The 16,896-nt window shown below is 71.5% G+C and carries 17 protein-coding genes and 1 pseudogene; 4 read left to right on the top strand and 14 right to left on the bottom strand.

Annotated features, from left to right (window positions below; translation table 11 throughout):
• The 12 genes and pseudogenes from AB0B48_RS24670 to AB0B48_RS24615 form a co-directional block, all read right to left on the bottom strand.
• On the bottom strand, window positions 1-731 hold a 731-nt coding region (locus tag AB0B48_RS24670; protein ID WP_357205436.1), incomplete at its 3' end, for an amidase.
• Window positions 732-836: 105 nt separating this feature from the next.
• A complete protein-coding gene (locus AB0B48_RS24665) occupies window positions 837-1,838 on the bottom strand; it encodes an amidohydrolase family protein (RefSeq protein ID WP_357205434.1) in 1,002 nt (333 codons plus the stop codon).
• The gene (locus AB0B48_RS24660; RefSeq protein ID WP_357205430.1) at window positions 1,838-2,362 is read right to left on the bottom strand and encodes a 3-hydroxyanthranilate 3,4-dioxygenase; all 525 of its coding nucleotides are present in this window, start codon (window positions 2,360-2,362) and stop codon (window positions 1,838-1,840) included. Before AB0B48_RS24660 ends, AB0B48_RS24665 begins: the two co-directional genes overlap by 1 nt.
• Window positions 2,359-2,781 carry a RidA family protein gene (locus AB0B48_RS24655; protein WP_238669047.1) on the bottom strand — a complete coding sequence of 141 codons (423 nt, stop codon included), beginning with the start codon at window positions 2,779-2,781 and terminating at the stop codon, window positions 2,359-2,361. The genes AB0B48_RS24660 and AB0B48_RS24655 overlap by 4 nt, the downstream gene beginning before the upstream one ends.
• Window positions 2,778-3,551 (bottom strand): fumarylacetoacetate hydrolase family protein, encoded by a 774-nt coding sequence (locus AB0B48_RS24650; RefSeq protein WP_357205426.1) that lies wholly within the window; start codon window positions 3,549-3,551, stop codon window positions 2,778-2,780. The genes AB0B48_RS24655 and AB0B48_RS24650 overlap by 4 nt, the downstream gene beginning before the upstream one ends.
• Window positions 3,548-4,612, bottom strand: coding sequence for a 4-hydroxy-2-oxovalerate aldolase (gene dmpG, locus AB0B48_RS24645; protein WP_357205423.1), 1,065 nt, complete (start codon window positions 4,610-4,612; stop codon window positions 3,548-3,550). Before dmpG ends, AB0B48_RS24650 begins: the two co-directional genes overlap by 4 nt.
• Window positions 4,609-5,544: an acetaldehyde dehydrogenase (acetylating) gene (locus AB0B48_RS24640; RefSeq protein ID WP_357205420.1), complete on the bottom strand. Its 936-nt coding sequence runs from the start codon at window positions 5,542-5,544 to the stop codon at window positions 4,609-4,611. The genes dmpG and AB0B48_RS24640 overlap by 4 nt, the downstream gene beginning before the upstream one ends.
• Entirely contained in the window at window positions 5,541-6,338 is a 798-nt protein-coding gene (locus tag AB0B48_RS24635; protein ID WP_357205418.1) for a fumarylacetoacetate hydrolase family protein, read from the bottom strand. Before AB0B48_RS24635 ends, AB0B48_RS24640 begins: the two co-directional genes overlap by 4 nt.
• A gap of 20 nt (window positions 6,339-6,358) precedes the next feature.
• Window positions 6,359-7,840 (bottom strand): 2-hydroxymuconic semialdehyde dehydrogenase, encoded by a 1,482-nt coding sequence (locus AB0B48_RS24630; protein WP_357205440.1) that lies wholly within the window; start codon window positions 7,838-7,840, stop codon window positions 6,359-6,361.
• Between the two features lie 23 nt (window positions 7,841-7,863).
• Window positions 7,864-9,201 carry an NAD(P)/FAD-dependent oxidoreductase gene (locus tag AB0B48_RS24625; RefSeq protein WP_357205415.1) on the bottom strand — a complete coding sequence of 446 codons (1,338 nt, stop codon included), beginning with the start codon at window positions 9,199-9,201 and terminating at the stop codon, window positions 7,864-7,866.
• 74 nt (window positions 9,202-9,275) lie between these two features.
• Window positions 9,276-10,610, bottom strand: a pseudogene (gene kynU / locus AB0B48_RS24620) (kynureninase); the annotation flags it as partial.
• Window positions 10,586-11,488 carry a tryptophan 2,3-dioxygenase family protein gene (locus AB0B48_RS24615; protein WP_357205438.1) on the bottom strand — a complete coding sequence of 301 codons (903 nt, stop codon included), beginning with the start codon at window positions 11,486-11,488 and terminating at the stop codon, window positions 10,586-10,588. The pseudogene kynU and the gene AB0B48_RS24615, both read right to left, overlap by 25 nt.
• 148 nt (window positions 11,489-11,636) lie before the next feature.
• Here AB0B48_RS24615 and AB0B48_RS24610 point away from each other — a divergent pair, with 148 nt between their 5' ends.
• From AB0B48_RS24610 to AB0B48_RS24600, 3 genes are all read left to right on the top strand, one after another.
• Entirely contained in the window at window positions 11,637-12,092 is a 456-nt protein-coding gene (locus AB0B48_RS24610) for an Lrp/AsnC family transcriptional regulator (protein WP_357205412.1), read from the top strand.
• A 234-nt stretch (window positions 12,093-12,326) separates the two neighbouring features.
• Entirely contained in the window at window positions 12,327-12,851 is a 525-nt protein-coding gene (locus AB0B48_RS24605; RefSeq protein WP_357205410.1) for a hypothetical protein, read from the top strand.
• Between the two features lie 12 nt (window positions 12,852-12,863).
• Complete coding sequence (locus AB0B48_RS24600) at window positions 12,864-13,703, top strand: class F sortase (protein ID WP_357205407.1); 840 nt, start codon at window positions 12,864-12,866, stop codon at window positions 13,701-13,703.
• Here the strand turns inward: AB0B48_RS24600 and AB0B48_RS24595 are convergent.
• The gene (locus AB0B48_RS24595) at window positions 13,646-14,419 is read right to left on the bottom strand and encodes a MerR family transcriptional regulator (protein WP_357205404.1); all 774 of its coding nucleotides are present in this window, start codon (window positions 14,417-14,419) and stop codon (window positions 13,646-13,648) included. The two genes, AB0B48_RS24600 and AB0B48_RS24595, sit on opposite strands and share 58 nt — an antisense overlap.
• A gap of 54 nt (window positions 14,420-14,473) precedes the next feature.
• Between AB0B48_RS24595 and AB0B48_RS24590 the strand changes: the two genes are divergently transcribed.
• Window positions 14,474-16,057: a DUF6194 family protein gene (locus AB0B48_RS24590; protein ID WP_357205401.1), complete on the top strand. Its 1,584-nt coding sequence runs from the start codon at window positions 14,474-14,476 to the stop codon at window positions 16,055-16,057.
• Window positions 16,058-16,072: 15 nt separating this feature from the next.
• On the opposite strand, the gene AB0B48_RS24585 is transcribed toward AB0B48_RS24590, so the two are convergent.
• On the bottom strand, window positions 16,073-16,609 hold the full coding sequence (locus tag AB0B48_RS24585; RefSeq protein WP_030333470.1) for an HNH endonuclease: 537 nt from the start codon (window positions 16,607-16,609) through the stop codon (window positions 16,073-16,075).
• Window positions 16,610-16,896: the final 287 nt, after the last annotated feature.

Here is a 16,896-nt window from a genome sequence, read left to right as displayed (position 1 = left end):
GGCGCGGCCGGCGGCAGATACGGCTCGCCGGGGACGGGAACGGCCATGACGTCGAGCAGTGCGGCGACGTCGGTGACCGTCCGCCCGAGCGGGCCGGCGGTGGGCAGGCCGAACGCGCCGGAGCCGATCGGCCCGCCGGAGACGAGGCCCCGACTGGGCTTGTAGCCGACCAGGCCGCAGAGCGACGCCGGGATGCGCAGCGACCCACCGCCGTCGGATCCCTGGGCGACCGGGACCAGCCCGGCCGCGACCGCCGCCGCCGAGCCGCCGCTGGAACCGCCCGCCGTGTACGCCAACTGCCACGGGTTGCGGGCCGGCGGCGCGACCCGGCCCTCGGAGTAGAGCGAACAGCCCAGCTCGGAGGTGGTCGTCTTGCCCAGGCTGACCAGACCGGCGGCCTTGATGAAGCGGACCACGTCGGCGTCGACCGGCGGGACGAAGTCGACGAAGGCGGCCGAACCGAAGGTGGTGCGAACCCCGGCGGTGAGCGTCAGGTCCTTGATCGCGGTCGGCACGCCGTGCAGTGGGCCGCGCTCCTCGTGGGGCACCGCGTCGGCGGCGCGCGCGGCCTGCCGGGCGAGGTCCGGTGTGACGGTGACGAACGCGCCCACGGTGTCGCCGAGCGCCGCGACCCGGCGCAGGGAATGCTCGACCAGGTCGACGCTGGACAGCTCGCCGCGGGTGATCGCGGCGGCCTGTTCCAACGCGGTCAGGTCGTGCGGCTCGGCCATTACGCCATCCTGCCGGCAGTCGGCCCTTCGCGCAGCCGACACGCGCCGGAGACCGGAAACGGACCAACCGGATGCCCACCGCACCCTTGACGAGTCGAGCCGCGCTCAGCCGTGCAGGAAGCGCAGGGCGTTGGTGGACAGGAGCTTGTCGCGTTGGTCCTCGCTGAGGAAGTCGGCCGCGTGAACCACCGCGCCGACCGGCCGTTCACCCAGCGGGTACGGGTAGTCGCTGCCGACCAGCACCCGATCCTCTCCCAGGGTGTCGACCAGCAGCCGCAGGGCGGGCGGCGCGAAGACCACCGAGTCGACGCTGAACCGGTCGAGGTAGCTGCTGGGCGGACCGGCGGAAGCGCCCCGGACCAGGTCGCCGCGGCGGTGCCAGGCGTTGTCGGCGCGGCCGAGCCAGAACGGGAAACTGCCGCCGCCGTGCGCGAAACAGATTCGCAGCGTCTCGGGCACCCGGTCGAAGACACCGCCGAGGATCATCGCCAGCACCGACAGGTGCGTCTCGGCGGGCATCCCGGTGAGCCAGCGGGCCATCCAGCGGTCCAGTCGTGGCCCGCCCGGCATGTCCCACGGGTGGACGAAGACGGGTGCTCCCACCTCGGCGCAGTGCTGGAGGAAGGTGACCACACCGGCGTCGTCCAGGTCCCGGTCGCCGACGTGGTTGCCGATCTCCACGCCCACGTGCCCGGCGGCGAGGCTGCGGTCCAGCTCGGCACAGGCGGCCTCCGGGTCCTGGAGCGGCACCTGGCAGAACGGCACCAGTCGGTCACCCCCGGCCGCGGTGACCTCCAGGGTCAGGTCGTTGAAGATCCGGGCGACCTTCACCGCCTGGTCGGCCGGACGGTCGTAGCTGAAGAAGACCGGGGTGGGCGAGACCACCTGCACGGCCACGCCGTCGGCGTCCATGTCGGCCAGTCGGCGCGACGCGTCCCAGCACTCCGCGCCGACCGGGCGGAACTCCGTCTCCCCCACCATGATCATGGCGGCGCGCTCGGAGTCGACCCGCAACCACGGCCAGTCGGACCCGCCGCACGCCGCGCCCAGGTCCGGCCAACCCTTCGGTACGACGTGCGTGTGCACGTCGACCACGCCTGCGGGCATCAGCCCTTGCCCGGGTGCAGGGTGCCGCAGTTGGCACAGGTGCGCGCCGACTCGTCGGCGTAGAACGCCTGGAACACCGGCGGAAGATCGGCGGCGATGTCGCGGACCTGCAACTCGACCTCGTGCACCTTGTCGCCGCACTCCGGGCAGTACCACTGGAACGTCTCCAGGGTGCCCTCCTCACGGACCCGCTCGACGACCATGCCGATCGAGCCGGCCTCCGGCCGCTGCGGCGAGTGCGGGGTGTTTCGCGGCAACATCCACATCTGCCCCTCGCGCACGTGCACGGTGCGCGGCCCTTCCGGGGTGACCAGGTTGATGTGCATGTTGCCCTTGACCTGGTAGAAGAACTCCTCGTACGGGTCCACGTGGAAATCGGTGCGCTGGTTGGGCCCACCCACCACCATCACGATGAAGTCGTCCCCGCCGGGGAACATCTCCTTGTTGCCCACCGGGGGCTTCAACAGGTGCTGGTTGTCGGCGATCCAGCCCGGAAAGCTGAACGGCTCGGCGATCTCACTCACGACTGACCTCCCGAGGGAAGAAGGGCCACGGCCTGGATTTCGATCAGCAGGTGCGGGTGCGGCAACTGGTGTACCGCCACCGTCGTACGGGTCGGTCCGGAGGCGTCGAAGAACTCGGCCCACACCTCGTTGTAACCACCGAAGTCGTTCATGTTGACCAGGTACGCCGTCACCTGCACCAGGTCGGTGAGGTCCGCGCCGACCGAACGCAGCAGATCCCGCACGTTCTCGATGACGGCCCGCGTCTGCACCCGGATGTCGAGGTTGGTGGTGCCGAACCCGTCCACCTCGACGCCGGCGAAGGTGTTGTCCGCGCGCCGCGACGACGTACCGGAGACGAAGACGAAGCCACCGGCGACCTTGACGTGCGGAAAAGCCCCTCGCGGGACGGCCTTCCCGGCCACCACCCGGGCGGTCACGACGACGCCCGCAGCGAGGCAGTGCCGAGCTTCTCGACGACGGCGCGGACGTGGGCGCCGGGACGCAACGGAACAGCGGCGGTGGCGGCACCGGCCAGGAACACCCAGCCGGACTCCAGCCGCACCCCGTGCCGGCCCGCCAACCGGATGCCCTCGTCGAGCGCCCGGCGCGGATCACCGAGGATCGCCGCCGTCGAACCGACCTGCGCCACCCGCCCGTCGATCTCCAGCAGCACGCCCAGGTTGTCCAGCCCTGCCGGCACCGGCGACCACGGCCCGATCACGAAGGCGGCGGCCGAGGTGTTGTCCGCGACCACGTCGGGCAACGAGAAACGGAAGTCCGCGTACCGGGAGTCGATCAATTCGATGGCCGGGGCGACCGCGCGGACCGCCGTGGCGAAGTCGCCGACCGGCTCGCCCGGCTCGGGCAGCCGGTCCAGCAGGAACGCCACCTCCGGCTCGACCCGGGGATGGATGTACGCGGCCGGGTCCACGGCGCCGCCGTCGGGCACCCGCATCGCGTTGGTGAGTTGCCCCCAGATCACCTCGTCCACGCCGACCTGGGCCATCTTCGCCCTGCTGGTCAGCCCCATCTTCAACCCGACCAACCGCTCACCGGCGTTCAGCCGGCGTTGCAGCAGCGCGGCCTGCACGGCGTACGCGGTGTCCACGTCGAGGCCGGTCTCGGCGGCGAGTTGCGGGATGGCGGTGGCCGAGTCGGCCGCCGTGCCCAGCTTCTCGGCGATCCCGACGATGTCCACGCCGATCATGAATGCTCCTCCTTGTCGGCCAGGTCGAGGGCCACGTCCACGATCATGTCCTCCTGGCCGCCGACCATCCGGCGGCGGCCCAGCTCGACCAGGATCGACCGGACGTCCACGCCGTACTTCGCGGAGGCGCGCTCGGCGTGCCGCAGGAAGCTGGAGTAGACACCCGCGTACCCCAGGGAGAGCGTCTCCCGGTCCACCTGGACCGGCCGGTCCTGCAACGGGCGGACGATGTCGTCGGCGGCGTCCATCAGCGCGAACACGTCACAGCCGTGCTTCCAGCCGTGCAGCTCGGCGACCGCGACGAAGACCTCCAGCGGCGCGTTTCCGGCGCCCGCGCCCATGCCGGCGAGGGAGGCGTCGACGCGGACGGTCCGACCGTGCACCGCGTCGGGGCCGACCGGCCCGGACCCGGTGATCCGACCGTGCTCGACGGCGAGCACGCTGTTGGCGACCCCGAGCGACAGGTTGTGGTGCGCGTGGATGCCGATCTGCGTCTCCGGGGCGAGGACCTGCCGGTACGCGTCGACCCGCTGCGCCACGTCGGACATCAGCAGCCGACCGCCGGAGTCGGTGACGTAGACGCAGTGCGCCCCGTACGACTCCATCAGCTTGGCCTGCCCGGCCAACCCGGCCGGATCGTTCATGTGCGACATCATCAGGAACCCGGCGACGTCCATGCCGTTCTCCCGGGCCCACGAGATGTGCTGGGCGGAGATGTCCGCCTCCGTGCAGTGGGTGGCGATGCGCACGCTGGTCACCCCGAGCGCCTTCGCCGCCTTCAGGTCGGCGATGGTGCCGATCCCGGGCAGCAGCAGCGTGGTCAGCTTCGCCGTGTTCAGCACCTCGGCGGCGGCGGAGATCCATTCGGCATCGCTGGCCGCGCCGTGGCCGTAGTTGACGCTGGAACCGGCGAGCCCGTCACCGTGCGCCACCTCGATGGCGGCCACCCCGGCGGCGTCCAGCGCGGCGGCGATGGTGCGTACCTGGTCGACTGTGTACTGGTGGGCGATGGCGTGCATGCCGTCGCGCAGCGTCACGTCCTGGATGTAAAGGTCGGTCATGGCGCGGTCACCTCCGAGGAACGCAGGGCGACCAGCCGCTCCGCGGTGCGCAGCGCGGCGGAGGTCATGATGTCCAGGTTCCCGGCGTACGCGGGCAGGTAGTGCCCGGCTCCGGAGACCTCCAGGAAGACCGACACCTGAAGAGCGGTGAGCCGCCGCCCGAGCGTCGGCAGGTACGCCTCGACCCGGTCGAACTGCACGTCCTGCTTGAGCCGGTAACCGGGGACGTACTCCTGCACGGTCGCCACCATGTCCGCCACCGAGGCGGCGATCGCGTCGGTGTCCGCGTCGGCGTCCGGGCAGAGGCAGTAGACGGTGTCCCGCATCAGCAGCGGCGGGTCCGCCGGGTTCAGCACGATGATCGCCTTGCCCCGCTCGGCACCGCCCACCACCTCGATGGCGCGGGCCGTGGTCTCGGTGAACTCGTCGATGTTGGCGCGGGTTCCCGGCCCGGCGGACTTCGACGCGATCGAGGCGACGATCTCCCCGTACGCCACCGGGGTGACCCGGCGTACCGCGGCGACGATCGGCACTGTCGCCTGTCCGCCACAGGTCACCATGTTGACGTTGGGCTGGTGCAGGTGCTCGTCGAGGTTGACCGGCGGCACCACGTACGGGCCGATCGCGGCCGGGGTCAGGTCGACCACAGTCCGGCCGAGGGCGCGCAGCACCTCGTCGTGGCGTCGGTGCGCGCCGGCCGAGGTGGCGTCGAACACCAACTCGACGTCGGCGAACTCGGGCAGCGCGACGAGCCCGTCCACGCCGTCGGCGGTGGTGGCGACGCCGAGCCGACGAGCACGCGCCAGGCCGTCGGAGGCCGGGTCGATACCGGCCATCGCCACCATGCGCAGGCTGTCGCTCAGCCGCAACACCTTGATCATCAGGTCGGTGCCGATGTTCCCGGAACCAAGCACAGCTATACCGGTGGTCACGCGGAAGTCTCCTTGCTGAAGCAGGTGCGCACCGAACCCAGCCCGGAGATCCGGGCCTCGTACGCGGCGCCCGGGGTGACCGGCACCATCGGGCCGAGCGCCCCGGAGAGCACCACGTCCCCGGCACGCAGCGGGTCACCGGCGCGGGCGAGGGTGCCAGCCAGCCACAGCAGGGCGTGCAGCGGGTTGCCCAGGCAGGCGGCGCCCGCACCCACCGACACCGGCTCGCCGGCGTGCTCCAGCACCATCCCGCACAGTCGCAGGTCCACGTCGGCGAGCCGGCGCGGCGTGGTGCCGAGCACGAAGAGCCCGCTGGAGGCGTTGTCGGCGACGGTGTCCACGATGGAGATGTCCCAGGCGGCGATCCGGGAGTCGACGATCTCGATCGCCGGCAGCACGTGGTCGACCGCGCGAATCAGGTCGACGGTGGTGAGCTGCGGGTTCGGGAGATCCTTGTCGAGCACGAACGCGATCTCCGCCTCGACCCGAGGCTGAAGCAGTCGGTCGATGGGCACCTCGACCCCGTCGCCGACCGCCATGGCGTCGGTCAGCATGCCGAAGTCCGGTTGGAACACCCCGAAGGTCTCCTGCACCGCCCGGGAGGTCAGCCCGATCTTCGCGCCGACCCGGCGTTCGCCGCGGCCCTGCCAGGCCCGCGCCTGGAGTTGCTGCACCCGGTACGCGGCCTCGACGTCGCCCTCGGGCAGCAGCCGGCCCCGAAGCGGCGCGCACGGCTTACCGGTGCTGCGGGCGTCGGCCAACTCCCGGTTGGCGGCCTCGATGTCAGCTTCCATGCCCGCTCCCTCGCTACGGCTCACGACAGGTCCACGCAGACGTTCGTGAGTTCGGAGTAGAAGTTCAGCGAGTGCACGCCGCCCTCGCGACCGATCCCGGACGCCTTCACCCCGCCGAACGGGGTACGCAGGTCCCGCAGGAACCAGGTGTTGACCCAGACGATGCCGGCGTCGAGCCGGGCGCCGGCCCGGTGCGCGACGCCCACGTCCCGGGTCCACACGGTCGCCGCCAGGCCGTACTCGGTGCCGTTGGCGAGGGCGTACGCCTCGTCCTCCGTGTCGAACGGCGCGACGTGCACCACCGGGCCGAAGATCTCCTCGCGGTTGGTGCGGGCGTCCGGGCCGAGCCCGGTGAGCACCGTCGGCTGCACGTACGACCCGCCGTCGCGGGTGTCGCCGAAGGTGGGCGTACCGCCGCCGGTGAGCACCTCGGCGCCCTCGGACCGGGCCAGCTCGTACGCGCCGAGCACCTTCGCCCGGTGCTGGTGGGAGATCAGCGGCATGGTGGCGGTCGCCTCATCGGTCGGCCAGCCGTACGCCAGCTCGCCCGCCCGCTTCGCCAGTCGGGCGGTGAACTCCTCGAAGACTGGCCGCTGCACGTAGATGCGCTCGGTGCAGAGACACACCTGACCGCCGTTGGTGAAGCTGGACCGCACCGAGCCGGCCACCGCGGCGTCCAGGTCGGCGTCGGCGAAGACCAGGCCGGCGTTCTTGCCGCCGAGTTCGAAGCTCACCGCCTTCACCCCGTCGGCGGCGGCACGCATGATCGCGCCGCCGGTGGCCGACTCGCCGGTGAAGGTGATCGCGTCGACGCCCGGGTGGCGGGTGAGGAACTCGCCCGCCGAGTCCGGCCCGAAGCCGTGCACCAGGTTGAACACGCCGGCCGGTACGCCAGCGGCGGCCATCACCTCGGCGAGCACCGTCGCCGAGGCGGGAGTCTCCTCGCTGGGCTTGACCACGACGGCGTTGCCGCAGGCCAGCGCCGGAGCAACCTTCCAGGTGAGCAGCAGCAACGGCAGGTTCCACGGCACGATGACCGCGACCACGCCGACCGGCTTACGCAGCGCGTAGTTGAGTGCCCGACCGCCGGTCGGGGTGACGGTGGTGAATGACTCGGTGGGTGTGGTCGCCACGATCTCCGCGAACGCGCGGAAGTTCGCGGCGCCGCGCGGGATGTCCAGGGTGCGGGCCTGGGCGATGGATTTGCCGGTGTCGGCGACCTCGGCGGTGACCAGGTCGTCGAAGCGGCGCTCCAGCTCGTCGGCGACGCGGCGCAGCACCTCGGCGCGCTCGCGCTCCCCCATCCGGCCCCACGGCCCCCGCAGCGCCGCCCGGGCGGCGGCCACCGCATCGTCCACCGTCGACCGCGATGCCTCGTCGACCTCGAAGACCTGCTCCCCGGTGACCGGGCTGGCCTTGGCGAACGTGTTCCCGCCGTCGACGAACTCACCGGCGACGAAGTTGCGCAACCGCTGCGGACCACTCGGCGCGTGGCCGGCCATCAGCCGCGGATCCCAGTTGCCGGTCATGCGCGCCTCCCTCGGCCCAGTGCCGCGCCGATCGCGCCGACCAGCAGCAGCGCGGCCCCGCCGACGACCGCCCCGAGCACCAGGTGCTGTTGGCGCACCCGGCGGCGCACCTCCGCATACGGGGTGGTGGAGAACGACACCAGCTCGTACTGGGAAACGTACCGGCCGGGCAGGGCCCGTTCCAGTGCGTGCTCGACCCGCCGTCGGGTCTGGAAGACCGGGGAGGCGACCTTGTCCCGCATCTCCACGAAGTTGGTCAGCGCCATCGTCGCGATGGCCTCGGCGTTCTCCTGCCGGCGCCGCTGGAACAGCGGCAGCGCCGCCAACCAGTCGTCGGCGCACTCGTCCAGGCAGCGGTCCAGCTCCACCACGTCCTCGAAGGCGCAGTTGGCGCCCTGGCCGTAGAACGGCACTATGGCGTGCGCCGCGTCGCCGAGCAGACCGACCTTTCCGCTGACCTGCCACGGGGTGCAGCGCACAGTCCCGAGCACGCCCACCGGGTTGTGCTGGTAGTCGTCGACCAGGTTCGGGGCAAGCGGGACCACGTCCGGGTAGTGCTCGGTGAAGTGCCGTTCGATCTCCGCCGGGCTGGTCAGCGAGGCGAAGCTGCCGGCACCGTCGTTGGGCCAGAACAGCGTGCAGGTGAAGGAGCGGTCCGGGTTCGGCAGCGCGATCATCATCGAGGTGCCGCGCGGCCAGATGTGCAGCGCGTCCTCCTCCAGGGCGAAGTCCCCACCCAACGGCGGGATCGTCAGCTCCTTGTAGCCGTAGTCGAGGAAGTCCACACTCTCGTCCAGCAGCCCGTACGCCAGCAGTTGCCCACGCACCGCGGATCCGGCGCCGTCGGCGCCCAGCACGACCGATGCCTTCGCCGCGACCGGGCCCTGCGGGGTCTCGAAGCTCAGGGCGCCGTCAGTCGGGTCGAGCCCGACCAGCCGGTGGTCGAAGACGACCCGCACGCCCGGCAGCGCGGCGGCCTCGTCCAGCAGGGCGTTGTTCAACGCGCCCCGGCTGATCGAGTTGATCGCCCGGTCGCCGGCCGCGCTGTACGACTGGAACTGCTGCTCGCCCTCGACCGGGTGGATCATCCGGCCGCGCATCGGCAGCGCGTCGGCCATCACCTGCTCGGCCAGCCCGATGCGGCGCAGGGCGTCCAGGCCGCGCTCGGAGAGCGCCAGGTTGATCGAGCGACCGCGTTCGGCGGTGCCGACACGAGGGTCGGAGCGGCGCTCGTAGAGGGCCACCGGGTAACCACGCCGGGCCAGGAAGCAGGCAGCCAGACAGCCGGCCAGCCCGGCACCGATGATCGCGATCTCGTCACGCCGCGCGGTCATGCTGAGCCGCCTTTCGTTCGCGACTGCGGGGCTCGCAACCCCGACTCACTCCTCGCGCTCACAGAGGTCGCCCCCACCGTCGCGGCGAGCGCCGCGGCCGCCCGCCAGCAGTCGAGGTACGTGGAATACAGCGGCACCGGGGCGAACCGCACGACGTCGGGTTCGCGGGCGTCGGCGATGACCCCGTGTTCGTACCGTAGGCGTTTGGTCAGCTCGGCGGCGCTGCCCGACCCGATGCGCACGGAGAGCTGGCAGCCTCGGCGGGCCGGGTCACGCGGGGTGACCACCCGCAGCGGCCGGCCGACGGTCACCTCGTCGAGCAGTGACTCCAGCCAGCCGGTGAGGCGCTGGCTGCGCGCGCGCAGCGCGGTCATTCCCACCGCGTCGAACAGCTCCAGCGAGGTACGCACCGGGCCCATCGCGAAGATCGGCGGGTTGGAGATCTGCCAGGCCTCCACAGTGGCCGGTGGTCGGGACACCGGCGTCATCTCGAACCGGGTGGCCGCCGCTGTGCTCCACCACCCCTCGAACCGCTGGAGGTTCTCGTCGCCGAGGTGGCGCTCGTGCACGAAGACGCCAGCGAGGGCACCCGGGCCGGAGTTCAGGTACTTGTAGGAGCACCACGCGGCGAAGTCGACGTCCCAGTCGTGCAGGGCCAGCGGCACGTTGCCGACCGCGTGGGCCAGGTCCCAACCGACAACCGCACCGGCGGCCCGGCCGGCAGCCGTGATCGCCGGGATGTCCAGCAGCTCACCGGTGAGGTAGTTGACCCCGCCGAGCAGCAGCAGCGCCACCCGGTCGCCCTCGGCGGCCAGGTAGTCGGTCACGTCCTCGGTACGCAGGGCGTCCTCACCCGCGCGCGGACGCAACCGGACCACTGTGTCGTCCGGGTCCAGGCCGTGGAACCGGGCCTGGCTGCGCACCGCGTAGCTGTCCGAGGGGAAAGCGGCGTCCTCGATGACGATGCGGGTGCGCGCGCCGGCCGGTCGGTAGAAACTCACCATCAGCAGGTGCAGGTTGACAGTGAGCGAGTTCATCACCACGGCCTCCGCGGGCCGGGCGCCGACCAGTCGCGCGGCCGGCCCGGTCAACAGCTCGTGGTACGGCAGCCAGGGGCGCTCCGCCTCCATGTGCCCCTCCACGCCGAGCCGCCCCCACGCGTCCAGGTCGGCCAGGAGTTCGTCGCGGGTTGCCCGAGGTTGCAGGCCGAGCGAGTTGCCGGCCAGGTACGCCGACTCGGGGTGGTCGCCGCCGTCGGCCGGTGGCACGTGGAACAGGTGCCGGTGACCGGGGTCGGCCTCGTCACGGCGCTGCGCTTGCGCTTCGCCAGCGGCGAAGCCCAGCCGCTCAGCTTCTGGGGTCGTCATTGCTTCTCGCTCTCCGGTCACATCGCGGTGCGGGCCGACCATAGCTCCGGGAAGACCACCCGGGCCATGCTGCGCTGCAACCACGCCAGGCCGGCGGAGCCGCCGCTGCCGACCTTGGCGCCCATCGTCCGCTGCACCGCCTTGACGTGGTTCCAGCGCCAGTCGCCGAATTCCTCGGCGACAGCGCTCAGCGCCTCGCCGAGCAGCCGCAGGTGATTGTCGGGGCTGGCGTCGTCGTAGATTCGCACCCAGGCCGCCTCCACCAACGGGTGCGGGTCGTGTTCGACGGCCACGTCCCGGTCGAGCAGGTCGGCGGGGAGGTCGAAGCCGCGCCGGGCCAGCAACGCGAGCACGTCGTCCCAGAGGCTCGGGGTGGTCAGCGCGGCGCTCAGCTCGGCATGAACCTCGGCCTGCCGGCGGAACGGGCGGATCAGCGTCGGGTCGCGGAGCCCGAGCAGGAACTCCAACTGCCGGTACATCGCCGACTGGAAGCCGGAGGCCTCACCGAGCAGGTTGCGGAACCGGTTGAAGTCGGCCGGGCTCATCCAGCGCAGGCCCTGCCAGGCGGCGTTGAGCCCCTCCAGGTGCAGTTTGGCTCGGCCCAGCGGGGCCAACGCCTCCCAGATCTGGTCGGCGTGGATCAGCCGCTGGGTCTCGCGCAGCTCGTGGCAGGTCAGCCCGAAGTACAGCTCCATGATCTGGCTGACCATCAGGAAGGACATCTCGCCCGGGTCGCTGCTGAGCGGGTGCTGCATCTTGTGCAGAGCGCTGGCCTGCACGTACGCGTCGTACGGCACCATGTCGGCGAACTCCAGCGTCGGTTCGCCACCGGTGCGCTCCGCTTGCGCGACACGCTGCCCAGGGGTCACCGGTCGCACCGTGGCACGGCGGTTCGGCGCCCGCCGCTCCGTCTGATCCACCATCTCTTCTCCCTCCCCCGGACTAGCCGACGTCATGATCTCGCGGTCGGATCGGCCTGCGGAATGCCGAATCAACGGCTTCCGCCGGCTTCTCCTGGCAAACCAAAGGCAACTAGGCGAAGTCGGTTCACGAAAGTAAGGTCTGAGCGTGGACGACATGGACTGGGCGCTGCTGCGCGAGTTGCAGGCCGACGCGCGGCTCTCCTTCAGCGAGTTGTCCCGGCGGGTGCACCTGTCGCCACCGTCAGTCGCGGAGCGGGTTCGTCGGCTGGAGGAGGCCGGGATCATCACCGGCTACCACGCCCACGTCGACCTGAGCCGCGCCGGCCGCACCGTGGTCGCGCTGATCCGGATGTCCTGCTACGGCGCGCGGTGCATCCTGCACGACCCGGCGGTGGCTGACTGGCCGGAGATCCTGGAGATCCACCGGATCACCGGGGACGCGTGCAGCGTGCTGAAGGTGGCGGCCGGTTCGATCGGCGCGTTCGAGGGGGTCATCGACCGTCTCGCCCCGTACGGCCAACCGTCGAGCACGATGGTCCTCTCCTCCCCCCTGAACTGGCACCCCGTCACACCCCTCCCCCTCCCGCCCCCGCCCCGCTGACGCAACCCCTCCCTCCCCGCGCCCCTCCCCGCCCCCTCCACTGCGGCGACCTTGCAGTTTCTGCTGCCTTTATGTCCTTTGTGCGGGCATTCGTCGGTGCAGAAAGTGCAAGATCGCGGGTTGGGGCGGTCGGGTGAGGGCGAGGGCCGGGCGGGTTTGGCTTCGGGGTGCGGGGAAAGCAGCGCGCGTGCCCAGGGGAGGGTTCCGGCGGTAGTCGCCGGTTGGGGGGAAATCATGCAGGCAGTCCGCACGATCAACCGCGCGCTCTCGTCCGCACTGACACTGGTGGGACTGGTCGGGACGTTCGTCCTGTTGTCGGTCGCACCGGCGCGAGCCGGCGAGAACGTCTTCGTCGAGGTGACACCCAACAGCGTCCAGGCCGGCAGCCGGGTCAGCATCAAGGCGAGCTGCGACAACGACAACAACAACAGGCAGTCCAGCGTGCACTCCGACGCGTTCGGGTCCGTGACGCTGAGACCCGACAAGGGCTTCCTCACCGCGCAGGCCACTGTTCCACGCGACAAACCGGCCGATCAGTACCCGGTCGACCTGCGATGTGAAAACGGACAGACGTCGTCGACCACGCTGACCGTGCTGAACATGGCCTCACCCAGCAAGGGCCCGGCGACCGGTGGCGGTGGGATGGCCGGCGGGCGCGGCACCGGCTCACTGCTGGTGTTCGGTGGCGTGGCGTTGGTGGCCACCGCGATCGTGCTCGGGATGGCCGGCGGCCGACGTCGACCGGGAGCCGGCTCCTGAGCCGGATCACCCATGACCCGCAGATCCGCGCGTGCGCGGCCGGACCGCCGCGCCCGCCTCCGGGCCGGGCCGGCGCTACGCGCGTCCGGCCGGCTGGTGGCCCGCGTCTCCGGACGGCTGCGACGGGTCGCCGGGCAGGCCGTTTCGGCGAGCGTCACCACCACCGATCCGGCCGCCCGTCCGCTGCCGCCGCGACGTCCGGCCGGGCCGTCGTCGGCCCGCCACCGGTTCGTTACGAGCCCCGGGTTGCCGGTGCTGGCCATCGCCACGCTGATGGTGCTGATCGTGGCGATGCTCGGCGTCGAGCAGGTGACCGGGATGAGCCTGCTGCCGGATCGGCTCAGCGCCGGGCTGCGACCGCCGCCGAAGAAGTTCCCGGTGCTGCCGGCCGCCGACCCGACCAGCCTCGTCATCGACAAGATCGACGTACGGGCGCCCGTACACGACGTGGGTATCGCCCCGGACGGCACGATCGCCGTGCCGGACGCGGCCCGCGCCCAGGAGGCCGGCTGGTACGACCAGGGGCCCACCCCGGGCCAGTACGGTCCAGCCGTGATCGTCGGGCACGTCGACACCACCAGCGGGCCGGCGGTCTTCCACAAACTCCGCGAGCTGCGCTCCGGTGACGAGATCGAGGTCACCCGCACCGACCAGCGCGTGGCGGTCTTCGAGGTCAACTCGGTGGAGAAGTTCGACAAGGGCCGACTGCCGGTGGACGAGGTGTACGGCGACTTCAGCCGCCCGAGCCTCCGACTGATCACCTGCGGCGGCCAGTGGGTCGGCGGCGAGACCGGCTACGCGGACAACGTGGTGGTCTTCGCCTCGCTGGTCAAGGAGCGTTCAGGCGGTTGACCGGCGTCGACGTATTCGGCGAGCCGGGCGGCCCCGGTGAGCATGGCCCGGCCTCGCTCGGTGAGCCGTTGCCGCCACTGACGCAGCGAGGCGGCGAGCGGTTCCGCGCCGCCGGCATCGCGTACTCGACGCAGCACGCCCGCGATGTGGTCGAGCCGGTAGCCACCGCGGCGCAACAGGTGGGCCAGTTCGGCGTCCCGGACGTCGTCGGGGAGGTAGAGCCGGTAGTGGGTCACCGGATCACGTACCGGTCGCAGCACCCCGGCCCGCTCCCATTTGCGCAGCGTGGCCGCCCGCAGACCGAGCCGGTGAGCCACCACGCTGATCGGCACGGCTTTCTGGCTCTGCGGTAGGGGTCTCGTTCCGGTGAGCGTCAACACCGCCGCCTCGACCGCGTCCAGGGTTTCCCGATCGCGCTGGAGCAGCGCATGCCCCTGGTCGATGGTTCGCAGCGCCGTGTCGATCTCGCCCCGGTTGACGGCCCGCATGATGTCGCCGCTGGCCGCGTAGCCGTGGCCCGGGATCAACGCAAGGTAGGCACGCAGCGCCGTGACGTGCAGTTCGGTGAAGCGACGGTAGCCGTTCGGCGTGCGCTGGGCCGGGGGCAGGACGCCGTCTCGTTCGTAGTTGCGCACGGCCTGCGCGGAGAGACCGTGTGCACGCGCGAGGTCGACCGGTCGGCGTACCCCCGGGTTTGAAGGTTTTATGGCTGTCACCGCGCTCCGCCGCTCGTAAGTCTCAACCGCTGATTCAACGATACGGTTCATGGAATGCCACCTTTTCTCGACCTGCTGGCGGTATCCCCGGACCTGCTCGCGCTCGGCGAACCGACGCATGGTGAGTCCGCCTTCCTTCAGCTCCGCAACGAGGCCTTCCTGTCGCTGGCTGAGCACGGCTACCGCTCGATCGCCGTGGAGAGCGACCGGGCGGCCGGGCTGATCGCCGACGAGTTCGTGCAGGGCGTCGCCACTGTGACACTCGACCGGGCGCTCGCCGAAGGGCTCAGCCACGGGTTCGGGGCGGCCCCGGCCAACCGGGACCTCCTGCTGCGGATGCGGGAGTGGAACGCCGGGCGGCCCGTCGCCGAACGCCTGACATTCCACGGCTTCGACGCTCCGGTCGAGTTGGAGAGCGCCCCGAGCCCGCGCCGCCGCCTCACCCAGGTCTGCCACTTCCTCGACCTGGACCGGGCCACCGAGATCGACGACCTGATCGGGGACGAGGGACGGTGGAGTGACACGGCCGCGATCTGGGAACCGGGCCGATCGGTCGGGCGCTCAACCGACGCCCAGCGACTGCGGGTGCTCGCCGACGACCTGCTGACCGAGTTGTACCTGCGGGCGCCGCAGAGGTCAGTGGGCTGGCCTGCGGCATTCGTGCACGCCACGGCCGCGGTCGCGTTGCTGCGGTACCACGCCGCGGCCGCCGCGCCGCTGGCCCAGGAGGAACGCTTCGCCCGCCTGGCTGCCGTCCGGGACGCGCTGATGGCCGAGAACCTGCTCGCGATCCGATCGGCCGAGGCACACCGCGGGCCCACGCTGGTCTTCGCGCACAACACGCACCTCCAGCGACACCCGAGCACGATGACGCTTGCCGACGTGCAGGTGGCCTGGGCCGGCGCCGGAGCGATCGTCGCGGCGCTGCTGGGCGACCGGTACGCGGTGATCGCCGGCAGCCTCGGCGCAAGCCCGACACTCGGCATCGGGCCGCCAGCCGCCGACACCTACGAGGGCCGGCTCCAGCAGGAGAGCTGTCTTCCCCGGTACCTGCCGACGTCCGACATCGAAGCGGCCGAGCAACGCACGCACGACTACCGCTACTTCCCGCTGGACCGGGCCACCATCGAACACGCCGACGTGGTCCTGCACGTCCCGACAGGCGTCGACGCGGCGATGCTCGCCGATCGGATCGTCGCGCTGCCCGGCGTCGAGCAGGTCGTGGCGAGCGAGGAGGACGGATCACCCGAGGCGGCCTGGGGCGACAGGTTCTTCCTCGTCGGCCCGGACCGCCGCCAGCCGTTCGCCACAATCGTCGAGCACGACGTGCCCGGTTTCGACGAGGCCGCACAGCTGGACCGCCCCGGTGTCTTTCGCCTCAACCTGGACCTGGGCCGGGCCGAGTTCGAGCGGCTGTTCGGCTTCCCGCCCAAGGCATTCGAGGAGCACCGGCACGAGTTCGACTTCGCCCGACTGGACACCCTCGTGCCGCACCCGGGCTACGCGCAATATGGCTTCGCGAGCATCGTCATGCCCGGCCCGCAGTTGCTGCCCGAGATCGACCGGCTACTCGCGATCGCGTACCGCCGAGCGGTCGACCGCCACCAACGCGCAGCGCGCCGGGCAGCCCAAGCCTGACCACGCCCTGCGGAATCAGGCGGCCGCCTCCGGCTCCCGCAGATCCAGCCAGTCGGCCCAGCGGGGGTCGGGAGCGCGGTGCCCGAGCACCCGCCAGGCGGTGCCCTTCGGTGCGGCCGGCAAGGCGTGTAACCGCCACCCCATCTCGGCAGGGGTCTTGTCACCCTTGGTGTGGTTGCACCGTGCGCACGCGGCGACCACGTTCTCCCAGGCGTGCCGGCCACCCCGGCTGCGCGGAAAGACGTGGTCGATGGTCTCGGCCGGACCCCGGCAGTAGGCGCACCGCCACCCGTCCCGGGCGAAGATCGCCCGCCGGGACAGCCCGACATGCGTTCGGTACGGCACCCGGACGAAGCGGGTCAGCCGGACCACTGACGGCACCGGGAGCGCGTCCCGGGCGCTGTGCAGGATGCCGTCACCATCAGCGACGCAGACCGCCTTCGCGGAGAGGACGAGGATCGCGGCGCGACGCACCGACACGACACACAGCGGCTCGTAGGTGGCGTTGAGGACCAACGCGCCGGAGCCCACCGTGGGTCGTATGTCAGGCATCGCGCTCACCCTCCCGGTTCAGCGGCTGCTGGGGACCGCCGCCGACCGGGGCCGGGCACAACGGCCCACACGGTCGACGCCGGGCCGATCACCGACGTCCGTTGCGCCAATAGTCCCTGATCGGACCCCGGATTGCACGTACTAATCCCGCATGGGGTATGAGGATCATCCGCAACCGGGCGGATCGCTGGCCCCGCCTGGGAGAACCGCCGCTGCCCCCGCCCTCCGGATCGAGAGCGGGGGCAGCGGTCTGGCATGAGCAGCAGCGACAGGCAGCCCCGGCGGGG

The organism is Micromonospora sp. NPDC049089, from assembly GCF_040648775.1.
GTDB lineage: Bacteria > Actinomycetota > Actinomycetes > Mycobacteriales > Micromonosporaceae > Micromonospora.
This window is presented reverse-complemented; position numbering and strand designations above follow the sequence as displayed.

Coding starts and splice junctions, on each gene's coding strand:
- AB0B48_RS24665 (WP_357205434.1), bottom strand. CDS start 1,838: ATGCCCGCAGGCGTGGTCGACGTGCACACGCACGTCGTACCGAAGGGT.
- AB0B48_RS24650 (WP_357205426.1), bottom strand. CDS start 3,551: ATGATCGGCGTGGACATCGTCGGGATCGCCGAGAAGCTGGGCACGGCG.
- dmpG (WP_357205423.1), bottom strand. CDS start 4,612: ATGACCGACCTTTACATCCAGGACGTGACGCTGCGCGACGGCATGCAC.
- AB0B48_RS24635 (WP_357205418.1), bottom strand. CDS start 6,338: ATGGAAGCTGACATCGAGGCCGCCAACCGGGAGTTGGCCGACGCCCGC.
- AB0B48_RS24630 (WP_357205440.1), bottom strand. CDS start 7,840: ATGGCCGGCCACGCGCCGAGTGGTCCGCAGCGGTTGCGCAACTTCGTC.
- AB0B48_RS24625 (WP_357205415.1), bottom strand. CDS start 9,201: ATGACCGCGCGGCGTGACGAGATCGCGATCATCGGTGCCGGGCTGGCC.
- AB0B48_RS24605 (WP_357205410.1), top strand. CDS start 12,327: ATGCAGGCAGTCCGCACGATCAACCGCGCGCTCTCGTCCGCACTGACA.
- AB0B48_RS24600 (WP_357205407.1), top strand. CDS start 12,864: ATGACCCGCAGATCCGCGCGTGCGCGGCCGGACCGCCGCGCCCGCCTC.
- AB0B48_RS24590 (WP_357205401.1), top strand. CDS start 14,474: ATGCCACCTTTTCTCGACCTGCTGGCGGTATCCCCGGACCTGCTCGCG.
- AB0B48_RS24585 (WP_030333470.1), bottom strand. CDS start 16,609: ATGCCTGACATACGACCCACGGTGGGCTCCGGCGCGTTGGTCCTCAAC.